Here is a 20,477-nt window from a genome sequence, read left to right as displayed (position 1 = left end):
GGAAAATAATGGCGTCCATCCGCGAGATGCGTAACCGTATTCGCTCGGTCAAGAACCTGGCCCAGGTGACCAAGGCGTTGGAAACCGTCAGTGCCAGCAAGGTACGCCGGGCTATTGCGGCTTACTCTCAAACCCGTCCATATGCTGAAAAGGCCTGGAAATTATTGTTACATCTGGCACGTCAGCCCGGCGCCGGAAGTCTGCACCCATTACTGACCCAGCGTGCCGGCAATGGTCCGGTTCTGGTCATTCTCGTTAGTTCCGATCGCGGCTTGGCTGGCGCGTACAACGTCAATATTATGCGCCATACCCTGCAGGTCTTTCGTGATTTTGATGCGCCGGTCAGTTACGTGGCGGTGGGAAAGAAGGGAGCGGCCATGCTATCGCGGAGGCGGCGTAGCGTCGTGGCAGAATTTGTAGATTTGCCGGCCACGCCACGTTTTGTGGACTGTGCCCCCATTGGGCAATTGGCAATTGATGAGTTCCTGGCAGGACATTACGATCAGGTTTATATTGCTTATACCGAGTTCATCAGTATGTTGCGCCAGGAACCGCGGGTGCGTAAATTACTGCCTTTGGAACCCCAAATTGTGCCCATGGATGTTCACTCCCCGGAAGCCACGCATCCCACGCATGCCGTTTTTACGTATGAGCCGGGGCACACCGAAATCTTAAATGAGATTTTACCGCGCTTTACGTCGCTTCAAATTTATCGGGCTATTTTATCGGCCATTGCCAGTGAGCATGCGGCACGTATGGTGGCCATGCGGAATGCCACGGAGAATGCACGCGAGTTGATAGCAGCATTGCAATTGGATTACAACAAAGCCCGCCAGCAAGCCATCACCAGTGATATGCTCGATATATCTGCAGGAGCCGAGGCGCTGGCGCAAAACTTGGCTGAACCGGCTCGATGACGTCAGCATATTGGGAGGAGCTTTTTGATGAATCAGGCTAGTGGTCGCATCGTTCAAATCCTAGGTGGTGTCGTTGATGTTGTCTTTCCAGCCGGGGATTTGCCCGAACTTTTCGAGGCACTGGAAGTACTTCGCCCTGAAGGTAAGCCCCTGATTCTAGAGGTTGAACGTCAGTTACCCGATAACTGGGTGCGCTGTATTGCGATGGATTCTACCGATGGTTTGATGCGCGGCTTACCGGTGCGCCGTACTTATGCTCCGATTACAGTGCCGGTAGGGCCGGCAACGTTGGGGCGTGTATTTAATGTGCTGGGGCAACCTGTGGATGGCAAGGGGCCAGTGGTTTCTGATGTGTATTATCCCATTCGGCGACCGGCGCCTAAATTTGCCGAGCAATCCACCCGTGTGGAAGTTTTTGAGACCGGTCTAAAGGTTATTGATCTGATCGCACCGTTTACCAAGGGTGGCAAGACGGGTATTTTTGGCGGTGCCGGGGTGGGAAAGACCGTTATTATCATGGAATTAATCCGTTCCATTGCAACTGTGCACCAGGGCAACTCGGTCTTTGCCGGGGTGGGTGAACGAACCCGCGAGGGCACTCAACTCTACCGCGAGATGCTCGAATCGGGGGTGATGAAGGATACGGTTATGGTGTTTGGGCAGATGAATGAGCCGGCGGGGGTGCGCCTGCGTGTGGCTTTAACAGCACTCTCTATGGCAGAGTACTTCCGTGATCAGGGTAAGGATGTTTTGCTGTTTATTGACAATATTTTCCGCTTTACCATGTCCGGCTCGGAAGTCTCGGCTCTGCTGGGCCGTATGCCCTCGGCGGTTGGCTATCAGCCTACATTGGCGACCGAGATGGGCGAACTGCAAGAACGCATTACCTCTACCCGCCATGGCTCGATTACGTCTATGCAGGCGGTTTATGTGCCTGCTGATGACTATTCCGATCCGGCGCCGGTGACCACCTTTGCCCACCTTGATGCAACGATTGCCCTGGAGCGGTCAATTGCGGAAAAAGGAATCTATCCTGCTGTGGATCCTCTGGCTTCCACCTCACGTATTCTGGACCCGCGCATCGTGGGCGAGGAACATTACACCACCGCACGCGAGGTGCAGCGCGTTTTACAGCGCTACAAGGACTTGCAAGATATTATCGCCATCTTGGGTATTGATGAATTGAGTGAAGAGGATAAGTTGCTCGTCTCGCGGGCGCGCAAAATTGAGCGCTTCTTCTCTCAGCCCATGTTTGTGGCGGAGCAGTTCACCGGGTTGGAAGGCCGTTACGTGCCTTTGCGTGAAACTGTGCGTGGTTTTCGCGAGATCCTTGACGGTAAGTGCGATGACATGCCTGAGCAGGCTTTTTATATGGTGGGTACCATTGATGAGGCGCGTGAGAAGGCGCAAAAGTTGCTTGAAACCACCGCATGAGGGAATAGCGCATGCCGATTCGCTGTGAAATTGTTTCTCAAGACCGCGTGGTTTTCTCGGGGGATGCGGATATTGTCATCCTGCCGGGGGTTGAAGGCGAGATGGGCATCTTGCCTAACCACGCCCCCTTGCTTACGGCGTTGCGCTATGGGATTATTATCCTGCGAAAACAGGGCGAAGAGCAGTATTTCACCGTTGCCGGTGGGGTAGCGGAAGTGCAGCCCGATCAAGTGACCGTGCTGGCCGATGCAGCGGAAAATGTGATGGAGATCAATGTCCAGCGCGCTGAGGCTGCGAAGCGTCGAGCGGAAGAGCGGCTGAAAGCGGGCATTCCTCAGGATTCAGATGAGTATTTCGAATTGCAGGCGGCCTTGCGGCGCTCGAATTTGCGTCTTGAAGCCGTACGACGCTACCGACAGCGGATGCAGCGTGAGCGTCGAGAGTAGGTAAGACGATGCTGGGGAAAGAAAGGAATTAAGTTACTATGCCCCTATTATCGCGTGAATTGGGTATTGACCTGGGCACGTTCAATACCGTTATTGCCGAAGGCAACCAGATTCTGCTTCAAGAACCTACGGTTGTAGCCATCGTAGTGGATGAACAGAAACTGGTGGAATGGGGGCAGGCTGCCAAGGATATGATTGGGCGTGTTCCGGAACGCATTCAAGTGGTTCGCCCGCTGCAGCATGGCGTTATTGCAGAGTATGAGGTAACCGAAATTTTGCTCCAATACTTGATCAAAAAGATTTGTGGCCCGATGCTTTTCTTCCGCCCACGGTTGATGGTCACGATTCCCTATGGAATTACCAGTGTCGAGACACGAGCAGTTCACGAAGCCGGTTTAGAGGCCGGCGGTCGAGAGGTCTACCTGATTCAGCAGCCCTTGGCCGCAGCGCTGGGGTTGGATTTGCCTGTCAATACCCCAAGTGGTAATATGATTATTTCGCTAGGCGGAGGAACAAACCAGGTTGCGGTGTTAGCCCTAAATGATATTGTGGCAGCTGAAACTGCGCGCACCGGTGGGCTAGCCATGGATGAGGCTATCATGACGTATGTACGTAAGAAGTATGGGGTCATAATTGGCCAACCAACGGCTGAGCAACTCAAAATTCGCATTGGGGCCGCGGTACCTCAGGAAGAACAGCAAAGTTTAGAAGTGCAAGGCCAGGATCAGGTTACCGGACTGCCTCGTCCGGTGACACTGACGACAGCAGACATTGTGGATGCCTTGGAAGAACCGCTGGAGGCAATTGTGACCTTAGTGCGGCGGGTATTGGAGAAGACGCCACCCGAATTAATTGCGGACATTATTGACCGCGGGGCGGCCCTATGCGGAGGGGGCGCACTCTTGCGCGGCATAGATACCTACCTCACGAAATCACTGGGCATCCCGGTTTATCTGGTGGATAATCCCACTACCTGCACCGCTCAGGGCGCGGCTAAAGCCCTGGCAATGCGTGACCTGCTGCGGCGCAGTTTGGTTTACGTGTAGTGTCTTCGTCTGATCCCCAAACGCTTCCGCCTCAATCCAAGTAATAGGTCATGTGTTGGAGTTTGAGGATGGGATCAATGTTCTCAACAATGATCCCAGGGGGAACGACAAGGTGAATCGGTGCGTAGTTGAGAATGGCGCGGATCCCGGCTTCAACCAAACAATCGGTGACTTTCTGGGCTTCGGCGGCTGGAACAGTTAGCATGGCGATCTTCACCCCGGTTTGGCGAATGCGTTCCGGGATGGTGGCGCTGTCTTCGATTACAAGATGACCAATGCGTTTCCCAATTTTTTTGGGATCGTTATCAAAGGCCAGGACAATACGGAAACCGCGGTTGGTGAATCCTTGATAACGGGCCAGAGCGCTTCCCAAGTCGCCCACACCCACCAGCGCCAGATCCCACATGCGGTTGAGATTAAGGATTGCGCGCAATTGCTCGATTAAGAATTCCACTGAATAACCGGTGCCTTGTTTGCCAAATTCGCCAAAATGGGATAAGTCCTTGCGAATCTGAGCGGCGGAGATACCGAGTCGCTGTCCCAGTTCCAATGACGAGGTTGTTGTTATGCCTTCAAGACGCATGCGTTCTAGCGCTTGTAAGTAACGAGGTAATCTTCCGATGACAATATCGGGTACACTTTGTTCGGCCATTGCGACCTCTGTTGTGAAAGATTCTACAGATATTATACTGTTTTTAGGACAATCGCATTAATGCAAAATGATTTCTAATAGAAGATTTGTTGGGTCTTTTATGGTAAGTAGAGCTAAAGGAAAAGGAAGATAATGCCCGGCAGGATAATCCCGGTTAGGATCTTCAGGTAGTCCCAACCAGGGCAGTGCGTCTGTGAAAGATGTGATCTCAATGTCGCCCTGGCTTACCTTGATCTCCACAAACCCTTGTCCTAGAACAGCCCAAACAACATGATTGGGAGCAATATGGCTGAGATAGTAACGTTGTGCCCAATGGGGTGTTAGGCGTTGTTCGGATGATACAACGAGGGGCAACCAGAGGTTGCAATTGGAGAAAATCCCACTTAATTCAAGGGTCAGTCCTTTGGGCTGCAGGCAGTACTGCTTTGTTACCCTGTTGGAAGGGTTAGTCAAGGTGAGGCAATAAGAATCCATGGCCGCGACCTGGTAGGGGGTTTCCAGCGGTGGGGAGATGACTGCACCGGGAATCACACCGGGGTCAGCCCAAAGACCATTTTCCGGATTCCACAGGGATGGATCGCTCAAGCCCACCGCTAATTGAGCGCTCGAGGCCACAATGGGGATTGCGTGCCCGGATTGGATCAGGCTGAGGTATGCTAACCGTCCATCTTGGGGGTCAATGATGGCAAATGCGGTAGTGCTACTGAGTATACATTCTGGGTGGTGATCGGCATCCAGATCGCGCTCGCAGGTTTGAAGATCAGTGGGATTCAAAGCCCAGATCAGGGCTTCCCTCAGGTAACCCAATTCACCCTGGTACTGCCTCCGTAGCGCCTGGAGAGCAGTATCGGCAGTAGGATGGCTAAGCAGGGCAGTGGTGAGAATTAAACTGGTGCGAAGTGCCTCAGTGCGCGAAGTTACAGGGGTTTGTTCTAAGGTCTCGATGGTAGCCTTCAACTGCGCCTGCCAGTCTGCATCAACCGGGGTGATAGGAATCGAGGACGCCTTGGTGCACCATAGATCAGAGCAGGGTAGAACGGCTTCGAATGCAACTTTCTGAGCGGGGAAAAACTGAAGGTCATTTGCGTTAAGCACGCGAATCCAAGGATGATTGGCGAGATAGGCCATAGCAGTAAAGACTATACTGCGATCTCCCCAGGGGCTTCCGGGCAGGCTCTCACCTAGGATGACGACATCCGTTTTATCCGGTGAAAGGGCGGAGTTAATCAGCGCTTGTTTGACGGGAAGCGTAAAATCCCTGGTGGAGTCTATTTGGGGATCAACAGGCTGGCTTGATAAAAAACTGGTAGGAAGCGGGATCAAGCGGGTTTGGTTTACCTGAAAAATATGAGGGGAGCCCTTGTAACGAAAGAAGTAAGTCTGGCCAGGGGGGAGATTCGTCACGGAAAAGGCACCGAAGTTTACTGTGGAAGCGCCGAAGTCGAATTTGGCACGATTATCCTGGGCTAGTGAATAAGTCCAAGGAGTTATAGGAGGTGCACCGATGGCAGGTGTAGGCAGGATTAGTGTTCCCTGACGATAAGCGTCTTGTACTACTTTCAGACCCCCGACCGTATCAAGTCCGGCTAGCGAGGTAGGCTGGAGCAGATCGGTCAGGATAATGGGAATATGATAATAAGAAGCGGCTTCGATTAGATGACGTAATCCGTGCCGCTGCCCGTAGGGCCCGGTGTGAGCTCCATCCCAACGGCGCAAGGTCTGGGCTGGGGTTGCGGCGGGTAAGGTATCCCAAAAGACCAGTGCGACTGGTGCTGGCGGTGGGGGTGAAGCGGATAATGCAAATGGACCAATAGAATCGGCAATTAAATCTTGACCTGGTAACGTGCTCCAAGCCATGAATGTAGCCTGATGCTGAGAGCCCGGAAAAAGGTAGCGATTCAGGCGGATGGTCCAGGTATCCTGTTGCGGATCGCGCAGTATGAGGGGTTTTAGGGGGACCAATTCTCCTGAGGGCCATCTCATGGTGGGCTTATGATTGGCTTGGATAATGATTAAGGCATCCCATGCCCTGGGGCTGGTGGCTTGAATAGGCAAAACGAAACTGCCCCCGGGATGCCAATCCATCGCTAAATAGAGATCACAATCTGTTTGACTCAGGCTGTTTAGAAAATCCAGACGAATCTCAAGGTCGGCACGATAGGTACGGGCATAGGCAGCAATAAAATCACATTGGGGTGGGGTTTCTATATCGATGGGATCCAGTTGCCGTACATCTGTATAGCGCCATTGGGGAGGGAGTGGCGTGGTATTCCTGGCGAGCATGTCTATCCCTAAGGCCAGGGGCAACCAGGCCAGGGCGAGAAGTGGCGCAAGGACACGGCGAAGGATTGCGCCAGACAAGTCATGTAGCGCTTTCATGGCTTACGCTATTATAAGGGTTGGCGGAAAATAAAAAAACGGAGCCGAGAAGGCTCCGTTTTGGTTAAAAGGAATGTTTTTATCCTTAATCGCGGCGGCGTCCCATTAAGAGGAAAACGTAGTAAAGCACCGTGGTAATGGCTTGAATGGCTGCGGCAACATAGGTGAGCGCGGCCGCATCTAACACACTGCGCACCCCTTCCATTTCCTGGTTATAGATTATGCCTGAGGTTGCCAGCCACTTCTTGGCTCGATTCGAAGCGTCAATTTCCACTGGCAGGGTGATCAGGGCGAAGAGAGCGGTCAATCCGAACAGTCCCACCCCCAACCAGGCGATGGAATCGGCCTGGAAGAGAAAACCAAGCACAAAAATGATAGGACCGAGCCAGGAACCGATTTGTACTGTAGGCACAATCGCCGTGCGTAGTTGAAGCATGGCATAGGCCTGGCTGTCTTGAATCGCATGCCCGGCTTCGTGAGCGGCTACGCCGGCGGCGGCCACACTGGGGCTGGAGTAGACCTCTGGACTCAATCGCAGCACTTTTGCGCGTGGATCATAATGGTCACTCAGAAATCCTCCTGCTTGTTCAACTCGCACATCTTGCAAGCCGTACATGTCGAGCATGCGCCGTGCAATTTGAGCTCCACTTAGGCCGCTCATAGTGCGCACGCGCGAGTATTTGCTAAAAGCTGCTTGGACCTTGTATTGAGCCCATAAGCCCAAAATCAACGCCGGCAGACTGAAAAGCAGGTACAAACCGTAGCCACCAAATAAGAATGGGTAGTACATTGTCGTCCTCCTTATCCTTGTCTCGCTAATGACATTATAACCAGTTCACTGGAATTTATACCAACAGAATATAAGCGGGGTATTAACATATGAATGAGTTTTCGATGAAGTATTAAAAACAAAAAACTCAAGTGCGCCCGCCGAGACTCGAACTCGGGATTTTACCTCCGGAGGGTAACGTGATATCCACTTCACCACGGGCGCATTGAGTGCCACTCAAATTTTACCACAATTTGGAGAGTCCTTAAGGTTGAGCGAGGAGGTCATGCAACGGCTTGCTGCTCATAAAAGCGAGCAATTTCATCCCGTGCAAAGCGGGGTAAGGGCCGTTCTTGCCCTTGGATGATGAGGAACACCTCCGGTGTGCCAACTTCTACGCGCCCGATAGCGGCGGCAGGAATACCGGCTGAGGTAAGGACCTTTAGAATCTGTGGGGCATCGTGGGGGTGCGCGGTCAGCAGCAAAGCGCCTGAGGCCAGCGTCCCCAAAGGATCAAGGCCAAAAAAGGCACAGATCTTTTGGGCTAACGGTGATATAGGGATGGCACTTTGTTCCACACACAAGCGGACTCCAGCGGCTTCGGCAAGTTCCCACAGCGCCGTTGCTAATCCGCCTTCAGTGGGATCATGCATGGCGGTGACCCGACCAGCGGCAATGGCCAGTTGGGCATCATGTAGTACACTAATGCCTGGCTCGTAAATGTAACGTTGTGCGGTTTGGATTTCTTCAGGGGTTAGGATTTCCTCCAATCGGTGGGCAAACTCTCGGGCAAGAATTGCACATCCTTCGATAGGGATGCCTTTAGTTAGGATAATCACATCTCCGGCTTGAGCACCGCGCGGGGTGATCACGTGCGCTTTCTCGATTTCGCCGATCAGCGTGGTCACAACAATGGGGCGATGCAGATCATAGGTGATCTCGGTATGGCCTCCGATCAAGGTTATTCCCAACTGCTGACAGGTTTGGAAAATTTGCCGTCCAATTGTGCTCACCAGTTCGGGGGTGGTTTTGCCCTCGGGCAAGAGAAGAGTTGTCAGCATCCAACGTGGTAAGGCGCCGGTCGTGGCAATGTCGTTGCTGGCGATTTGCACGGCGTACCAGCCAATCTCTTGTGTAGCAAATGTGATCGGTTCAGTCTTGAGCACCAGGGCAGTCTCTCCCATATCCAAAACAGCGCAATCCAGACCGATTCCAGGCCCTAGTAGAACGCGCTCATGGTGGCTGGGGGCTTGTGCCAGCAAGTCGGCCAGAAGATGATGCGGTAATTTTCCTACCGGTAGCACGGCATTCATGATGAATCTCCATTGCAATAATTTAAGACCTTCTCAATAAAGGGCAGCATACGTTCGTAGTGCGAGCCCTTCCAGTATATCTGACCACATTGGGTACAGCGATCGAATTCATCGTAGTATAACTGCGTCAGCGGTTCCAAACGGTCTAGAATTTCCTGCTTGCTAACCGACTCTAATAACCCGTTGCAGCGCGGACAACGTTGAAAAGGGGTAACCAGGTGTTTGAGGTTGAAGCGTCGAATGATTTCGAAGACTTGGTCGCGAGGATTGTGGGCGCGCACGCAATATCCGCGCCGAACGAGATTGCGCTTGAGCAAGCCGCGATCACGGGTGAGCAGGATACGGTCTTCGCGATTGGCAATCAGTGCCAGGTCGCAATCTTGCCAGTTAGGATCGTATAAGGCATCGAATCCCAATAGCCGTAGGTAATGGGTAAGTTTGCCTAAGTGGTTATCTAACACAAAGCGGGGGTCGAGGGTGAGGGCATCGCTCCCGTTCAGGGTAAAGGGATAGACGTGGATGTCATCGCCATCCTGGACGTGATAGGTAAGAGGTTGAGGGTGGCCGTTGACTTCGACATATCCAACCTCGGGATGCGGCACGCCTAACGTTTCGATGATGTGCTTGAGCGCAGTTTTTTCCTTGACCCAATAGTTGATCGTTTGTTCGCGTTGAGTCACAGGAAGAAAATCGTTTAAGCAACCGTGAAAACGGAGGTAAATCCATCCCATAGCAAACTTACTCAATATACAAACTCACGAATATCGTAGCGGCTAATGTGGGGCGTGCCGCGCTCTTCGCTAAAAACCAAACGTTCTTCAATCTCTTGGCCTTGCATAAGGCGTTCCTCGGGTGAAAGAGGATGCAGACCTGCTTCGTAAGCGTGTTGGACATAAGGCATCCCCTCGCTCTCGATCAATTCCGAGAAGTAAATGATGTCCTCCATATCGAGCGGCATGCTGTTAAGCGCTTGGATCGTATCTTCGACGTGCTGAAGGGCGAAGGTGTGCCCGCCTGCGCCTAATAGGATGATGATCCCGACGGCTACGCCGGCGCTCTTAAGGGCTTCGACTGTACGGATAACATCCTCGGGCTCACCGGGTTTTTGCAAAAAACGTAATAACTCGGCGTTCCCCGATTCCATGCCGATATAGACCCGTTTGAGACCCAGCGCGGCCAATTGGGCAAAATCGGCAGGGCTTTTTTTCTCTCCACTAAAGCCATCCAAAAAAGCGTAAATTCCACCCAAGGCTTCGACATCAAAGTGTTCATGAACGCTCTGGAATAATGGCACCAAGCGCGGCATGGGTACCACCAGGGCGTTGGCATCTCCTAGAAAGATGGTTCGGCGCAGGCTCAGTCCAGGGCCCAGAAAAGCCTTAACAGCCAAGATGTGATTTTGAAATGCGTCGGGCGTTTTGATGCGAAAGGGGCGGTCGCGGTAAAAGTTGCAGAAGGTGCAGGTATTGAAAGAGCACCCTTCGGTGGCTTGTAACACCACTGCCATGTACTGATCGGGAGGCAGGATACCGATGGGTTTATACACATGAAAATACTGGGCTGCATCGGCGGTGGCGCGCTGAGGGTCAAATCCTGCCGCTGTTCTTACCATTTCTGTTTCGTCATCCGAGAGCAGGCGTTCCAGGTGTGCCTCCCCATTTTCAATGGCGGTGAGCAGAGTGCGCATTTGTTGATGCGCACGATATATCCACCCTTCCGCTTCGGTAGGTGAAAGCCAACGCCGTGCTGCCTGATTGCCTGGTTGGCGCCATTTGGCGACAACCTTGCCATCCAGGCCACGGCGAAACGATATCCCGTTTTCGAGCCCTGTCCAGAGGCGCCCAGCGCAGTCATAACCATAGACCGTGGTTTGTCCGGTCTGCTCGAAACTGACGGTTAGGCCACTGGACTTGAAACTTAAGGTCAGTTTATAACCCCTCCAGGTGCCTAGAACAACCATGGACGGATGATCCTTCAAAATGAGGTTATTTGTGTTTCAAGTATAACAGACTGGTGGCTATTAAAAGTGGTTGATCCATTTTCAAATATTTGGTTGCACAAGCGGAAAATTTGTTCTATAATCAAATTGCCATGGACTGGCTTCAGAAACTTGCCTTACTTTCTCAAGACGATGGATTAGAGGTGGATGCGGAGCCTAACCCTGGGGGCCAAGCCCCGCCTGTCTGCCATACGGCGCGATCCACTCAAACGGCTACGCGCCTTTTAGATCATATCAGCCACGTAACCTTGCAGGGTGGGCGGAAAATCCCGGCGCTGAAGGTACTCCTGACCTCGGTGTGTGAATATAACTGCGCTTATTGTCCGTTTCGAGTCGGACGAGATTTTCGACGGGCGACTTTTCAGCCGGAAGAATTAGCGCGGGCATTTCTTCAGATCTACAATGCTGGCCTAGTAAAGGGTTTATTTTTATCTTCGGGGATTGCCGGGGGAGGAATCCGCACCCAGGATCGTTTGATTGCTACCGCGGAAGTTTTGCGCAACAAACTGGGATTTCAGGGCTACTTGCATCTGAAATTGATGCCAGGTGCCGAACCGGCGCAAGTAGAACGAGCGGTGGCATTAGCCTCACGGGTTTCGATTAACTTAGAAATGCCGGGGAACCAATACCTGGAGCACTGGGCGCCGCGCAAAGTACCGCAAAACCGATTGTTAGAACCCCTCCAATTGGCCCACCAGGCGGTGCTTAACCAGCAGTACCGCTCCAACCCACGTTGGATTTCACTCACTACCCAATTCGTGGTCGGAATTGGAGAAACGGATGCTGAATTACTCCAAATCACAGCCCACCTCTACCGCCAGTTAGGGCTTAGCCGGGTTTATTACTCCGCCTTTCGCCCGATTGAAGATACCCCGCTAGAAGATCATCCAGCGGAACACCCACAACGCGCACTGCGTCTTTACCAAGCCTCTTTTCTGTTACGGGATTATGGATTCAGTGTTGATGAACTACCCCTGAACCCAGATGGCAGGTTGGCGCTTGAGGTGGACCCCAAAATGGCTTGGGCGCAACGTTACCTTACCCATCCTCTGGAGGTTAACCGCGCTTCCCGCGAAGAGTTAATACGCGTTCCGGGGATTGGTCCAAGGTCGGCTCTAGCGATCATTCGCGTGCGTCGTCTTTCTCGGCTGCGGGATTTACGGCAGTTGCGCCAATTAGGCGTGAACGTAGAACGAGCGGCGCCCTACCTTTTGCTAGATGGTCGGCAACCCGCGCGGCAATTGACGTTCACATTCTGAGTGTAAAAGATGCTGACGGCAGCAGAAGAATTTCTGCAAACACAACAGATTCCTTATCGCGTTTTCATTCACTCCCAACCGCCACAAGATTTGGCGCAAGCAGCGGCTGAGCGTGGACAGCAGATTACTCAGGTGATCCGCACCTTGCTTTTTCGGATTGCCAAAAATGAATTCGTGGTCGTGCTCATTCCAGGAGGTTATCATGTGCACTGGCCAACCTTACGACACTATCTGGGACATCGGCGGGTGACTTTGGCGAGCGATGAAGAGGTGCTCCGGGTCACGGGATATGCACCGGGTAGTGTATCCCCATTGGGGTTGCCGTTGCACTTACGTATTCTGGTTGATCCCGGGGTTTTTGCTCCAGAAGAGGTTTCGATTGGTTCAGGTTTCCCGGGAAAGGCACTTATCTTAAGGCGAGACGATTTGATTGCGGCATTGGGTAAATTCGAATTAGTGGATCTGAAAGCCATGGAGCATGGCAAAGGCTTCGACGAATAACGCCAATAACGATAATATTTGTTATAATATTCGACATGAAAACGACCCGCAAGACCAAGAAGCAACCCCAATCGCAAGGTACGCGGCGTATTGTACCCTGGGTGTTTATCCTGATCGGTTTAGGATTGATGCTGTATGGAGCGTGGGGGTTCCTGATGCAGAATCAATCACAACCGACAACGACCGTTGGTAATTCCGCGAATATTCCCTACCCAAAGGTTGAGCGGATCACTCTCGAAGAGGCTAGGCGTGTTTATGATGAGGGAAGCGCCGTTTTTCTGGATGTGCGGCCGGCCAGTGCTTATGCTACCAGCCACATTCCGGGTGCGCTCAATATTCCGGTGAATGAATTGCCCCAACGGATCAACGAACTTGACCCCTCGCGCTTGATTATCACGTACTGTACCTGACCGGCTGAAGAATCGAGCGCCCGTGCGGCGCAGTATCTCTTAGATCAGGGCTTTCAGAAGGTGAAACCAATCTTAGGTGGTTTTGCGGCCTGGACTGAAGCGGGTTATCCGGTTGAGCCGTAACCTGCCGAGGAGGGCCTGGGGGAAACCGCTGAGAAAACGGCCCAACGTTGCGTTATAATCAAATCAAGCCCACATTGTGGTGTGGGTCAGTGGTGCATTGGCTGATGGGTGTGGCCATGAGTCGAAGACTAGCGGTTGATTTTGGTACCTCGAATACCATACTGGCTTTCTGGGATACTGAAGTCCAGCAGCCCCAGTTGCTGCATTTACCAGATTACGGGCGTCAACAGGAAAGCGAGGGCGGGGTTATTTCTTATATCCCCTCGGTCATTCATTATAGTAGTGAGCAAGATTACTGGATTGGTCAGCAGGTGTTTGAACGTGGTCTGTATGCGTCACCCTACACGGTGCGCTGGATGAAACGGTATATCAGCCATCGTTCACCGCTACGCCTACGGGTCGGCCAGCGCGACATTCGCCCGGCTGATGCCGGGCGCGATTTCCTGCGCACCGTGTTGTTTTTTGCGCTCGAAGAATTGCACCCCGATGAAGAGGTTGGATTTAGCGTCCCCGTTGAGGCTTTTGAGCACTATGAGAATTGGCTGTTGGTTCTGGCAGAGGAGTTGGGAATTCGTCGCTTTCGCGTTATAGATGAACCTTCCGCAGCGGCGCTGGGGTATGGGTTGAGCCTGCACCCTGGCCAGGTTTATCTAGTGTTCGATTTCGGTGGGGGAAGCCTGGATGTTTCAGTCATCCAACTCGGCGAGTCCGCTGATGCCCGCGGGCGTCATTGCCGCGTGTTGGGTAAGGCGGGACGTGACCTGGGAGGCGCGCGAATTGACCAGTGGCTCTTTCAAGAGATCTTGCGCTTTAATAACCGAAGCGAGGAAGAATCTGCGGTGCGTGAACACAGCACCCAATTGCTGGTTTACAGCGAATACATCAAGGAACGGCTTTCGTTTGAGAAGGAAGCCTCTTTAGATGCCCTGTCCTTATCGGATGGTAGTGTGCTTTCGTTTCGCATTACCCGTGAGGATTTCGAACACTTATTAGATGCGCATGGACTATTCACTGATATTCATCGCACGATTCAACTCGCCCTTAATCAAGCACGTGAGCGTGGGTACGATGAAGACCAGATCCAGGCGGTGCTCATGATCGGAGGCAGTAGCCGCATTCCGGCGGTGCAGCGCTTGCTACGTCAATGGTTTGGGCGTGAGCGGGTTTTGCTGCATCGGCCTTTAGAAGCAGTGGCGTTAGGAACGGCGGCGTTCATTGGGGGTGTGGAACTCTTTGATTACATTCAACATGATTATGCTATCCGCTATATTGATCCTCAAAGGGGAAAGTATGACTATCGGGTTATTGTGCCTAGAGGTACACCCTACCCGACTCCTGAACCGGTGGCACGATTAACGATCAAAGCGGCCTACGAGGGGCAGCAGAGACTCGGATTGGCCATCTTTGAAATAGGCGATTCGCGTCCTCGAACTGAGGAAAGCGTAGAGATCATTTTTGACCCCGGCGGCGCCGTTCGTTTACTTCCACTTAGCCCACAAGAGCAGGAAGCACGAACGTTGTTTTGGATGAATGAAAATAACCCCACGTTTTTGGTCGCCGATCCACCTGCCAGCCAAGGCGAGCCCCGGTTTGAGGTTGAATTCTTTGTGGATGCACAAAAGCGTCTGGTCATTAATGCGCGTGATCTTCTTCATCACCACCGGGTTTTGAATGCGGTACCGGTGGTGCGCCTTACTTGAGTGGTTACACGAGGTTTTGCTCATGTCTCACATATCGCGTTACAAAACCCAATTTGTTGAGAAGCGCTACCTGCTTGCCGCCTTGCGCGATATGGGCTTTGAGCCCGAGGAGGGAGATTTAAAGGTCCAAAGTGTGCGGGGGGAGGAGTTGGCGGTAGAGATTCGAGTTCAACCGCGTTTGAGTTACCCGATAGGTTTTCGTAAGACCAAGGGTGTCTATGAAATCGTGGCTGATTGGTTTGGGGTCATGGGTGTTAAACCTGAGGAATTCAAGCGTCAACTGGCTCAACGCTATGCCTATCACGCCGCCCGCGAGCAGTTGGAAGCCCAAGGGTTTGCATTGGTAGAAGAATCCAATGAAGCAGGGCAAATCCGGTTGTTGCTCCGCCGCATTGGATAGCGAGGTGATTCGAATGAAGATCGAAGAGATTGAGGTGACAATTGACCCGCAAGGGCGTGTTTTGATTCATGTGCGCGGTGTTAAGGGAGAAGCCTGCTTGTCCTTAACCGCAGCCTTAGAAGAGGCTTTGGGCGGAAAGATTATTCAGCGGGAGATGACGGCTGAGGCTTATGAAACGCCTGCTTCCGGTGTTCAACAGGTTGGTCGGGTTGAGGTGGGTAACACCAAGAAATGAATGCGTCTGTCGGTACTCTTCGCGTTCACCATATAGAGCCCATAAGCCGAGCCAACGGACCGGGGTTGCGAACGGTAATTTGGTTTCAAGGATGTACCCTGGGATGTCCGGGGTGCTTTAATCCGCAAACGCATCCGTTTGAGGGGGGCGAGGTGTGGACGGTAGAGGGGTTGTTACAAGCAATTTTGCCCTTTGCCGATCGAAGCGAGGGGCTGACCTTGAGTGGTGGTGAGCCTTTACAACAAGGCGAGGGATTAGTGGATTTCCTGTCACAGGTGCGCCGCAGAACCCCTTGGTCGGTGATATTATTTACGGGCTATACCTGGGAAGAGGTGCAAACCTTGCCATGGGGGCATGCTGTGCGAGACCATGTGGATGTGGTGATTGCTGGACGGTATCAAGCCAAACGGCGTTTAGCCCGTGGGTTGCTGGGCTCGACAAACAAAACCGTGCACTTTCTTACATCACGTTATTCGATGGCGGATTTGGAGCGGGTGCCCGAGTCTGAAGTAATGATTGATTCGAGTGGGGGGGTACACATCTCGGGGATTGACCCGCTGCATTGGATGAGGCTACATCTATGATGGTGACATTGCCTTGGGAGCGTTTACAGCGCTTATTGACTCAACCTTCGCTTTGGTTGGATTCCCCGCCGGAATGGATTGAGCCCCTGATTTTGCGAGGTGCTGTTGCTGTTTTAGAAGAGGCGGACAGTTCGGAGGCCGATGTGGCATTGGGTGCGGCGGTTCGTTATTGTCCACTCGAGGAAGTGCGTACGGCAGCGCTTCAAGCCTTAGCCCGGCGAGCTTCCCAGCAGGGACGCGATTCCAGTTGTACCACGTTGTTTGAATTGGCAGTGAATGCAGCCAATATGGAGGCAGCGGCTATCATCCTTAAATACAACCTGGCCTGTCCGTTTCCTGGCTTGCAAGCCGTATTCAGTTTCTTGTACCAGGATCCGGAAGTCTATGGTCAGTATGATCCTTCGGGCCTTCATATTACCGGTGCTTATCTGGAAACCCAGGATGCAGACTTTCGCGAACGATTAATTGAAGCGGCGCGGCGACAGGGTTGGGAGGAATGGATTGATATTGTGCACGCACTGGAATCGCTCACCGAAGAGGGGCTGGATATTCTGATTAACCGATATACTCGCTTTACCCATTCGCGTGAACGCCAGATTATCCTCTATTATCTGGATAAGTTAGCCCAAGCAGGTAGTGAGATGGCTCAAGAGGCATTATGTGCCTTGTTTCTGAGATATGAAGATGGTCAGGTGTTACAAATCTTGCGTCAACGGGGTTGCCTCCCCCGAGATGCTGTACAACGGGCACTGTTTTTCTTCCTAACCCAACAATGGGAACGTTACGAAGCACTAGACCTTGATCAGCGTTTGTTGGCGATGGCCTATGAGCAGGCATCACCGCTTGTGCGACGACGCCTACTTCACCTAAGCCGTTATACCGGGCGAGTTGGTTGGTTGAGCATCGTCCAGCGGGGACATGTGGTGCGAGGGATACGAGACCTGAGCGATGCCGATTGGCAAACCCTCATGGCCCATCTTGCCGCAGCAGAACGTTGGGTTGAGATGTGGAAAATTGCACAGGTAGCACCGCCTTATTGGGGTGTTCAGATTTTACATCTGCTAAAAGAAAAAGGGTGGCAACCGGATGGCGACGAGGAGCGCGAAGCGTTTCGCATGTTATCTAGCCTGGCCGAAAACTGCCGTCTGAATCCTCCCCAGGTACAACGAATAGCTGTTTTCCGTCCTCCGGTGGCAACCGAATTAATGAGTTTTACGGTTAACCGCGAAGGCACCTGGATGGCAGCAGGAACCACAGATGCAACGCTTTGGATTTGGGATCTGGTGGATTCGAGGTTACCCCCACGCCGTTTGGGAGGTATGTTGGGGCAACCCCGCGTGCTGGCTTTCAGCCCCGAGAGTGATTATCTTATCGGCGGATTCAACGATCACGCTATCCGCGTCTTTCGTATGAGCGATGGAGCGCTGGTAAAAACCCTCAACGGTCATAGAGGGTTGATTCGAGCCTTAGTCATGCATCCCGGCGGGCGAGTGCTGTTTAGTGCCGGATTTGATGGCACTATTCGAGTTTGGCGTTTTCCATTTGGGCCACAACTGCGCTTAATCCCAACCCCGGATGGTGAGGAACTGTTCGGTCTGGGCATAAGCGAAGATGGTGAACGGCTCATCAGTGCCGGTTCAGCAGGGGTGATTCGGGTGTGGCGATGGATGGATGGAGCCTTAATCGCCGAACTTCCGGATCAGGGGGAAACCTTGCTGGCTCTGGCGGTTAGTTCGGGGCAATTAGGGGCTTCGTATAGCCGGGATGGCTGGTTGCGGGCGTGGAATATTGTGAACGGGCGGCGTCTGTGGGAAGTGGCATGCGAGGGGATGCGCTTAAGCCATTTGTGTTTTCATCCTGAAGAACAGTTGTTGTTTAGCACGGATCTTGAGGGTGCGATATCGGCCTGGAATATTTTCAGTGGTAAGGTAATCTCGCGCTTAACGGATCCTGCCTCGGCGGGAGTGGGGTTGTGGATTTATCCTCAGGGACACCGTCTTTTTAGCGCTCATGCCTCAGGGGATATCAATCTCTGGGATCTGGAAACCCTCTTGTTGGCACGTTCGGTGCCTCGTTTTCCGGCGGCGTTACAGATTCCATACCTGGAACAACGGTGGCAAAAGGCGGCGACCGAATCCCCGAGTTTAAAAGCCTGGTTACGTTACCTGCTCGAACTCTATCGCTGGTTAGCCCGTTTTGATGTGGAGGTAACCGAGCCGGTGGTGTTAGAGGTGGGGGAGTTTGATATTCAACTATGATCCAAAGGACTTGGTGTGGTGAGTCTTCGACGCTTTCTTTTTGGTCCACCCGAACTTAGTCCAGTTCAGCGGCGCAACTTTCGTAACGTTGAATTGGATGCAATAGCGGTTGGGTTAGCCAACGCAGCTGCTCCCTTCTTGCCGGTCTTTTTAACGCGTTTAGGGGCATCCAGTTTTCAGGTGGGATTGCTCTCGTCACTGCCGGCATTCACCGGTTTTTTGTTGGCGTTGCCTATGGGGCAATTTCTGCAACGCCAACGCAATATTGTGCGTTGGTTTAGTCTTTCCCGGATGGGTTACATTCTTGGGTATGGGCTGATTGGGTTGGTGAGCCTGGTGCTCCCGCCGTCCTTTCAGGTGGGAGGAATTTTGTTTTTGTGGGCGCTGGCGACCATTCCCCAAACCATGCTCTCGATCACGTTCTCGGTGGTGATGAACGCGGTGGCTGGTCCTAACTACCGCTTCGACCTGATGACACGGCGCTGGTCCATTCTTGGGGTGACAACCTCGGTGGCTGTCCTTCTCATCGGTCAACTTCTGGATCGTATTGCATTTCCATTGAATTACCAATTGGCGTTTATGGGTTTGGGGTTAGCGGGAATCTTGAGTTACTATTTTTCGAGTCAGATTGTTTTGCCCGAAATGCCTGTAGAGGAAGAGCATGGGCCTAGAGGAATCCGAGAACGATTAGCCCGCTATTTACATATCCTTCGCAATGAACATTCATTCTTATCCTTTGTGGCGCGACGGTTTATTTTCTTAACCGGTTCGGCACTGGTAACGCCGCTGTTTCCACTCTATTTTGTGCGGGTGGTCCATGCCTCCGATGGTTGGATTGCGACAATCAACACAGCTCAGACGGCGATTCTGATGGTGGGATATTTCTTTTGGTCAGCGCAATCGCGGCGGCGTGGGACGCGTTGGATCTTGCTGTGGACAACCTTTGGGGTGGGTATCTATCCCATCCTGGTGGCCCTAACTCGGCGCGCGGAACTTATCGCAGTTCTGGCCGGGATGACCGGCATTTTTCAGGCCGGCCTGAATTTAGTTTTCTTCGATGAATTGATGAAGCGCGTTCCGGTGGAATATAGCGCCTCATTTGTTGCCCTGGCACAAGAACTACAGTATATTTCCGCGATGGTTGCCCCGGTGTTAGGAACTTCATTGGCGGATTGGTTGGGGCTTCCGATGGCACTGTGGATCGGTGGCGGGGTTCAACTATTGGGATTTCTCCTGTTTGCGACGATGGATCGGTCTAAAAAATTCGTGGTGATGGAAGGGGCGGAACTGGCCGATTCACAGTAGAGAATCGGGAAGAAAATCCACTCGATTTGTATAAGCCACCCATACACCATCAGGTGTGATATCCAGGCGGGTGATGGCACAATTGCTGAGAGACAACCAGGCGTTACCCATGTGCTCTAAACCCAGAGCGGTAATTAGGAAGGTGTGATAAAAACCGGCGTGGCTGAAGAATGCCACACGATCCTCGGTGTTACCGTGGTGTTCAAGTAGCCATTGCCACAGGCGCTTGGCCCTGAAACGGCTCTCATCTTCGGTTTCAAAGGGGCGATTCCACCACCCTTTTTCACCAACTTCGGAGGGAAGTATGAAATTGGGATAAAGTGCCAATAGGGATGAGCGGGAGAGTCCGGCTTGGATGATAAAGTCATCGGTTTCGGGGTCTTGCCAATAGATTCCCCCGTTCTCGTGGAGATCTAAGTGCCCATAGAGCGGTAGGTTCAAGGCTTGAGCGACTATCGCAGCGGTTTTGACTGCTCGTTTCATAAGACTACAGTAAATGTGGGTAATGCCAAAGCCGTAACGGTTATGCCAATCGGCACCGCGGTTAGCATTCGTTGGAAGTGATCTGGGTGTTTTGAGGAATGAAGCCAGATAAAGAGCTTGGCGTATCCCCTTTTCCGTGAGGTCGGGGTCAGGATGACGTCCATCACTGCTACGAGTGTTTTCCCATAAAGCGTTGTTCTCAGATTGCGCGTGGCGGATGAAATATAATTCCATGAGGCGCTCATCTCGATTATGGGTTTTAGG

The 20,477-nt window shown here is 52.5% G+C and carries 20 protein-coding genes and 1 tRNA gene; 13 read left to right on the top strand and 8 right to left on the bottom strand.

The annotated features are described in order from the left end of the window. Positions 1-8 precede the first annotated feature (8 nt). From atpG to mreB, 4 genes are read left to right on the top strand one after another with little or no spacing between them, the layout of a single operon-like run. On the top strand, positions 9-917 hold the full coding sequence (gene atpG / locus AC01YT_RS01780) for an ATP synthase F1 subunit gamma (protein WP_476672477.1): 909 nt from the start codon (positions 9-11) through the stop codon (positions 915-917). A 27-nt stretch (positions 918-944) separates the two neighbouring features. Continuing rightward, positions 945-2,351 (top strand): F0F1 ATP synthase subunit beta, encoded by a 1,407-nt coding sequence (atpD, locus tag AC01YT_RS01775; protein ID WP_476672475.1) that lies wholly within the window; start codon positions 945-947, stop codon positions 2,349-2,351. A gap of 11 nt (positions 2,352-2,362) precedes the next feature. Further along, complete coding sequence (locus tag AC01YT_RS01770) at positions 2,363-2,797, top strand: F0F1 ATP synthase subunit epsilon (protein WP_476672473.1); 435 nt, start codon at positions 2,363-2,365, stop codon at positions 2,795-2,797. A 38-nt stretch (positions 2,798-2,835) separates the two neighbouring features. Further along, entirely contained in the window at positions 2,836-3,843 is a 1,008-nt protein-coding gene (gene mreB / locus AC01YT_RS01765) for a rod shape-determining protein (protein ID WP_315624205.1), read from the top strand. A gap of 31 nt (positions 3,844-3,874) precedes the next feature. On the opposite strand, the gene AC01YT_RS01760 is transcribed toward mreB, so the two are convergent. From AC01YT_RS01760 to AC01YT_RS01730, 7 genes are all read right to left on the bottom strand, one after another. Next, the gene (locus AC01YT_RS01760) at positions 3,875-4,495 is read right to left on the bottom strand and encodes a redox-sensing transcriptional repressor Rex (protein WP_476672471.1); all 621 of its coding nucleotides are present in this window, start codon (positions 4,493-4,495) and stop codon (positions 3,875-3,877) included. A 57-nt stretch (positions 4,496-4,552) separates the two neighbouring features. After that, positions 4,553-6,874: a hypothetical protein gene (locus tag AC01YT_RS01755; RefSeq protein WP_476672469.1), complete on the bottom strand. Its 2,322-nt coding sequence runs from the start codon at positions 6,872-6,874 to the stop codon at positions 4,553-4,555. Between the two features lie 85 nt (positions 6,875-6,959). Next, a complete protein-coding gene (locus AC01YT_RS01750; protein ID WP_476672467.1) occupies positions 6,960-7,664 on the bottom strand; it encodes a zinc metallopeptidase in 705 nt (234 codons plus the stop codon). 132 nt (positions 7,665-7,796) lie between these two features. Next, positions 7,797-7,868 (bottom strand) — tRNA-Arg (locus AC01YT_RS01745). Between the two features lie 59 nt (positions 7,869-7,927). Next, positions 7,928-8,956, bottom strand: coding sequence for an AIR synthase family protein (locus tag AC01YT_RS01740; RefSeq protein WP_476672465.1), 1,029 nt, complete (start codon positions 8,954-8,956; stop codon positions 7,928-7,930). Next, positions 8,953-9,702, bottom strand: coding sequence for a Mut7-C RNAse domain-containing protein (locus tag AC01YT_RS01735; protein WP_476672463.1), 750 nt, complete (start codon positions 9,700-9,702; stop codon positions 8,953-8,955). Before AC01YT_RS01735 ends, AC01YT_RS01740 begins: the two co-directional genes overlap by 4 nt. Next, complete coding sequence (locus AC01YT_RS01730; RefSeq protein ID WP_476672461.1) at positions 9,699-10,916, bottom strand: radical SAM protein; 1,218 nt, start codon at positions 10,914-10,916, stop codon at positions 9,699-9,701. The genes AC01YT_RS01735 and AC01YT_RS01730 overlap by 4 nt, the downstream gene beginning before the upstream one ends. A 110-nt stretch (positions 10,917-11,026) precedes the next feature. Here AC01YT_RS01730 and AC01YT_RS01725 point away from each other — a divergent pair, with 110 nt between their 5' ends. The 9 genes from AC01YT_RS01725 (at position 11,027) to AC01YT_RS01685 (ending at position 19,730) form a co-directional block, all read left to right on the top strand. Further along, the gene (locus AC01YT_RS01725; protein WP_476672459.1) at positions 11,027-12,214 is read left to right on the top strand and encodes a radical SAM protein; all 1,188 of its coding nucleotides are present in this window, start codon (positions 11,027-11,029) and stop codon (positions 12,212-12,214) included. 9 nt (positions 12,215-12,223) lie between these two features. Then, positions 12,224-12,715, top strand: coding sequence for an aminoacyl-tRNA deacylase (locus tag AC01YT_RS01720; RefSeq protein ID WP_476672457.1), 492 nt, complete (start codon positions 12,224-12,226; stop codon positions 12,713-12,715). Positions 12,716-12,750: 35 nt separating this feature from the next. Further along, positions 12,751-13,125, top strand: a complete 375-nt coding sequence (locus AC01YT_RS01715) for a rhodanese-like domain-containing protein (protein ID WP_476672455.1) — start codon at positions 12,751-12,753, stop codon at positions 13,123-13,125. Between the two features lie 239 nt (positions 13,126-13,364). Continuing rightward, the gene (locus AC01YT_RS01710; RefSeq protein ID WP_476672453.1) at positions 13,365-14,948 is read left to right on the top strand and encodes an Hsp70 family protein; all 1,584 of its coding nucleotides are present in this window, start codon (positions 13,365-13,367) and stop codon (positions 14,946-14,948) included. A gap of 22 nt (positions 14,949-14,970) precedes the next feature. After that, the gene (locus AC01YT_RS01705; RefSeq protein WP_315624193.1) at positions 14,971-15,348 is read left to right on the top strand and encodes a DUF1257 domain-containing protein; all 378 of its coding nucleotides are present in this window, start codon (positions 14,971-14,973) and stop codon (positions 15,346-15,348) included. A 13-nt stretch (positions 15,349-15,361) separates the two neighbouring features. Further along, a complete protein-coding gene (locus tag AC01YT_RS01700; RefSeq protein WP_476672451.1) occupies positions 15,362-15,583 on the top strand; it encodes a DUF2997 domain-containing protein in 222 nt (73 codons plus the stop codon). After that, positions 15,580-16,167: a 4Fe-4S single cluster domain-containing protein gene (locus tag AC01YT_RS01695; protein WP_476672449.1), complete on the top strand. Its 588-nt coding sequence runs from the start codon at positions 15,580-15,582 to the stop codon at positions 16,165-16,167. Before AC01YT_RS01700 ends, AC01YT_RS01695 begins: the two co-directional genes overlap by 4 nt. Next, positions 16,164-18,425 carry a WD40 repeat domain-containing protein gene (locus AC01YT_RS01690; RefSeq protein ID WP_476672447.1) on the top strand — a complete coding sequence of 754 codons (2,262 nt, stop codon included), beginning with the start codon at positions 16,164-16,166 and terminating at the stop codon, positions 18,423-18,425. Before AC01YT_RS01695 ends, AC01YT_RS01690 begins: the two co-directional genes overlap by 4 nt. Before the next feature lie 18 nt (positions 18,426-18,443). After that, positions 18,444-19,730: an MFS transporter gene (locus AC01YT_RS01685; RefSeq protein ID WP_476672445.1), complete on the top strand. Its 1,287-nt coding sequence runs from the start codon at positions 18,444-18,446 to the stop codon at positions 19,728-19,730. Here the strand turns inward: AC01YT_RS01685 and AC01YT_RS01680 are convergent. After that, complete coding sequence (locus AC01YT_RS01680; protein ID WP_476672443.1) at positions 19,722-20,447, bottom strand: histidine phosphatase family protein; 726 nt, start codon at positions 20,445-20,447, stop codon at positions 19,722-19,724. The genes AC01YT_RS01685 and AC01YT_RS01680 overlap by 9 nt on opposite strands. Positions 20,448-20,477 lie beyond the last annotated feature (30 nt).

It is taken from the genome of Thermanaerothrix sp. (assembly GCF_056331585.1).
Note: the sequence above shows the minus strand (reverse complement) of the source record. Positions and strands in the feature narration are given on the sequence as shown.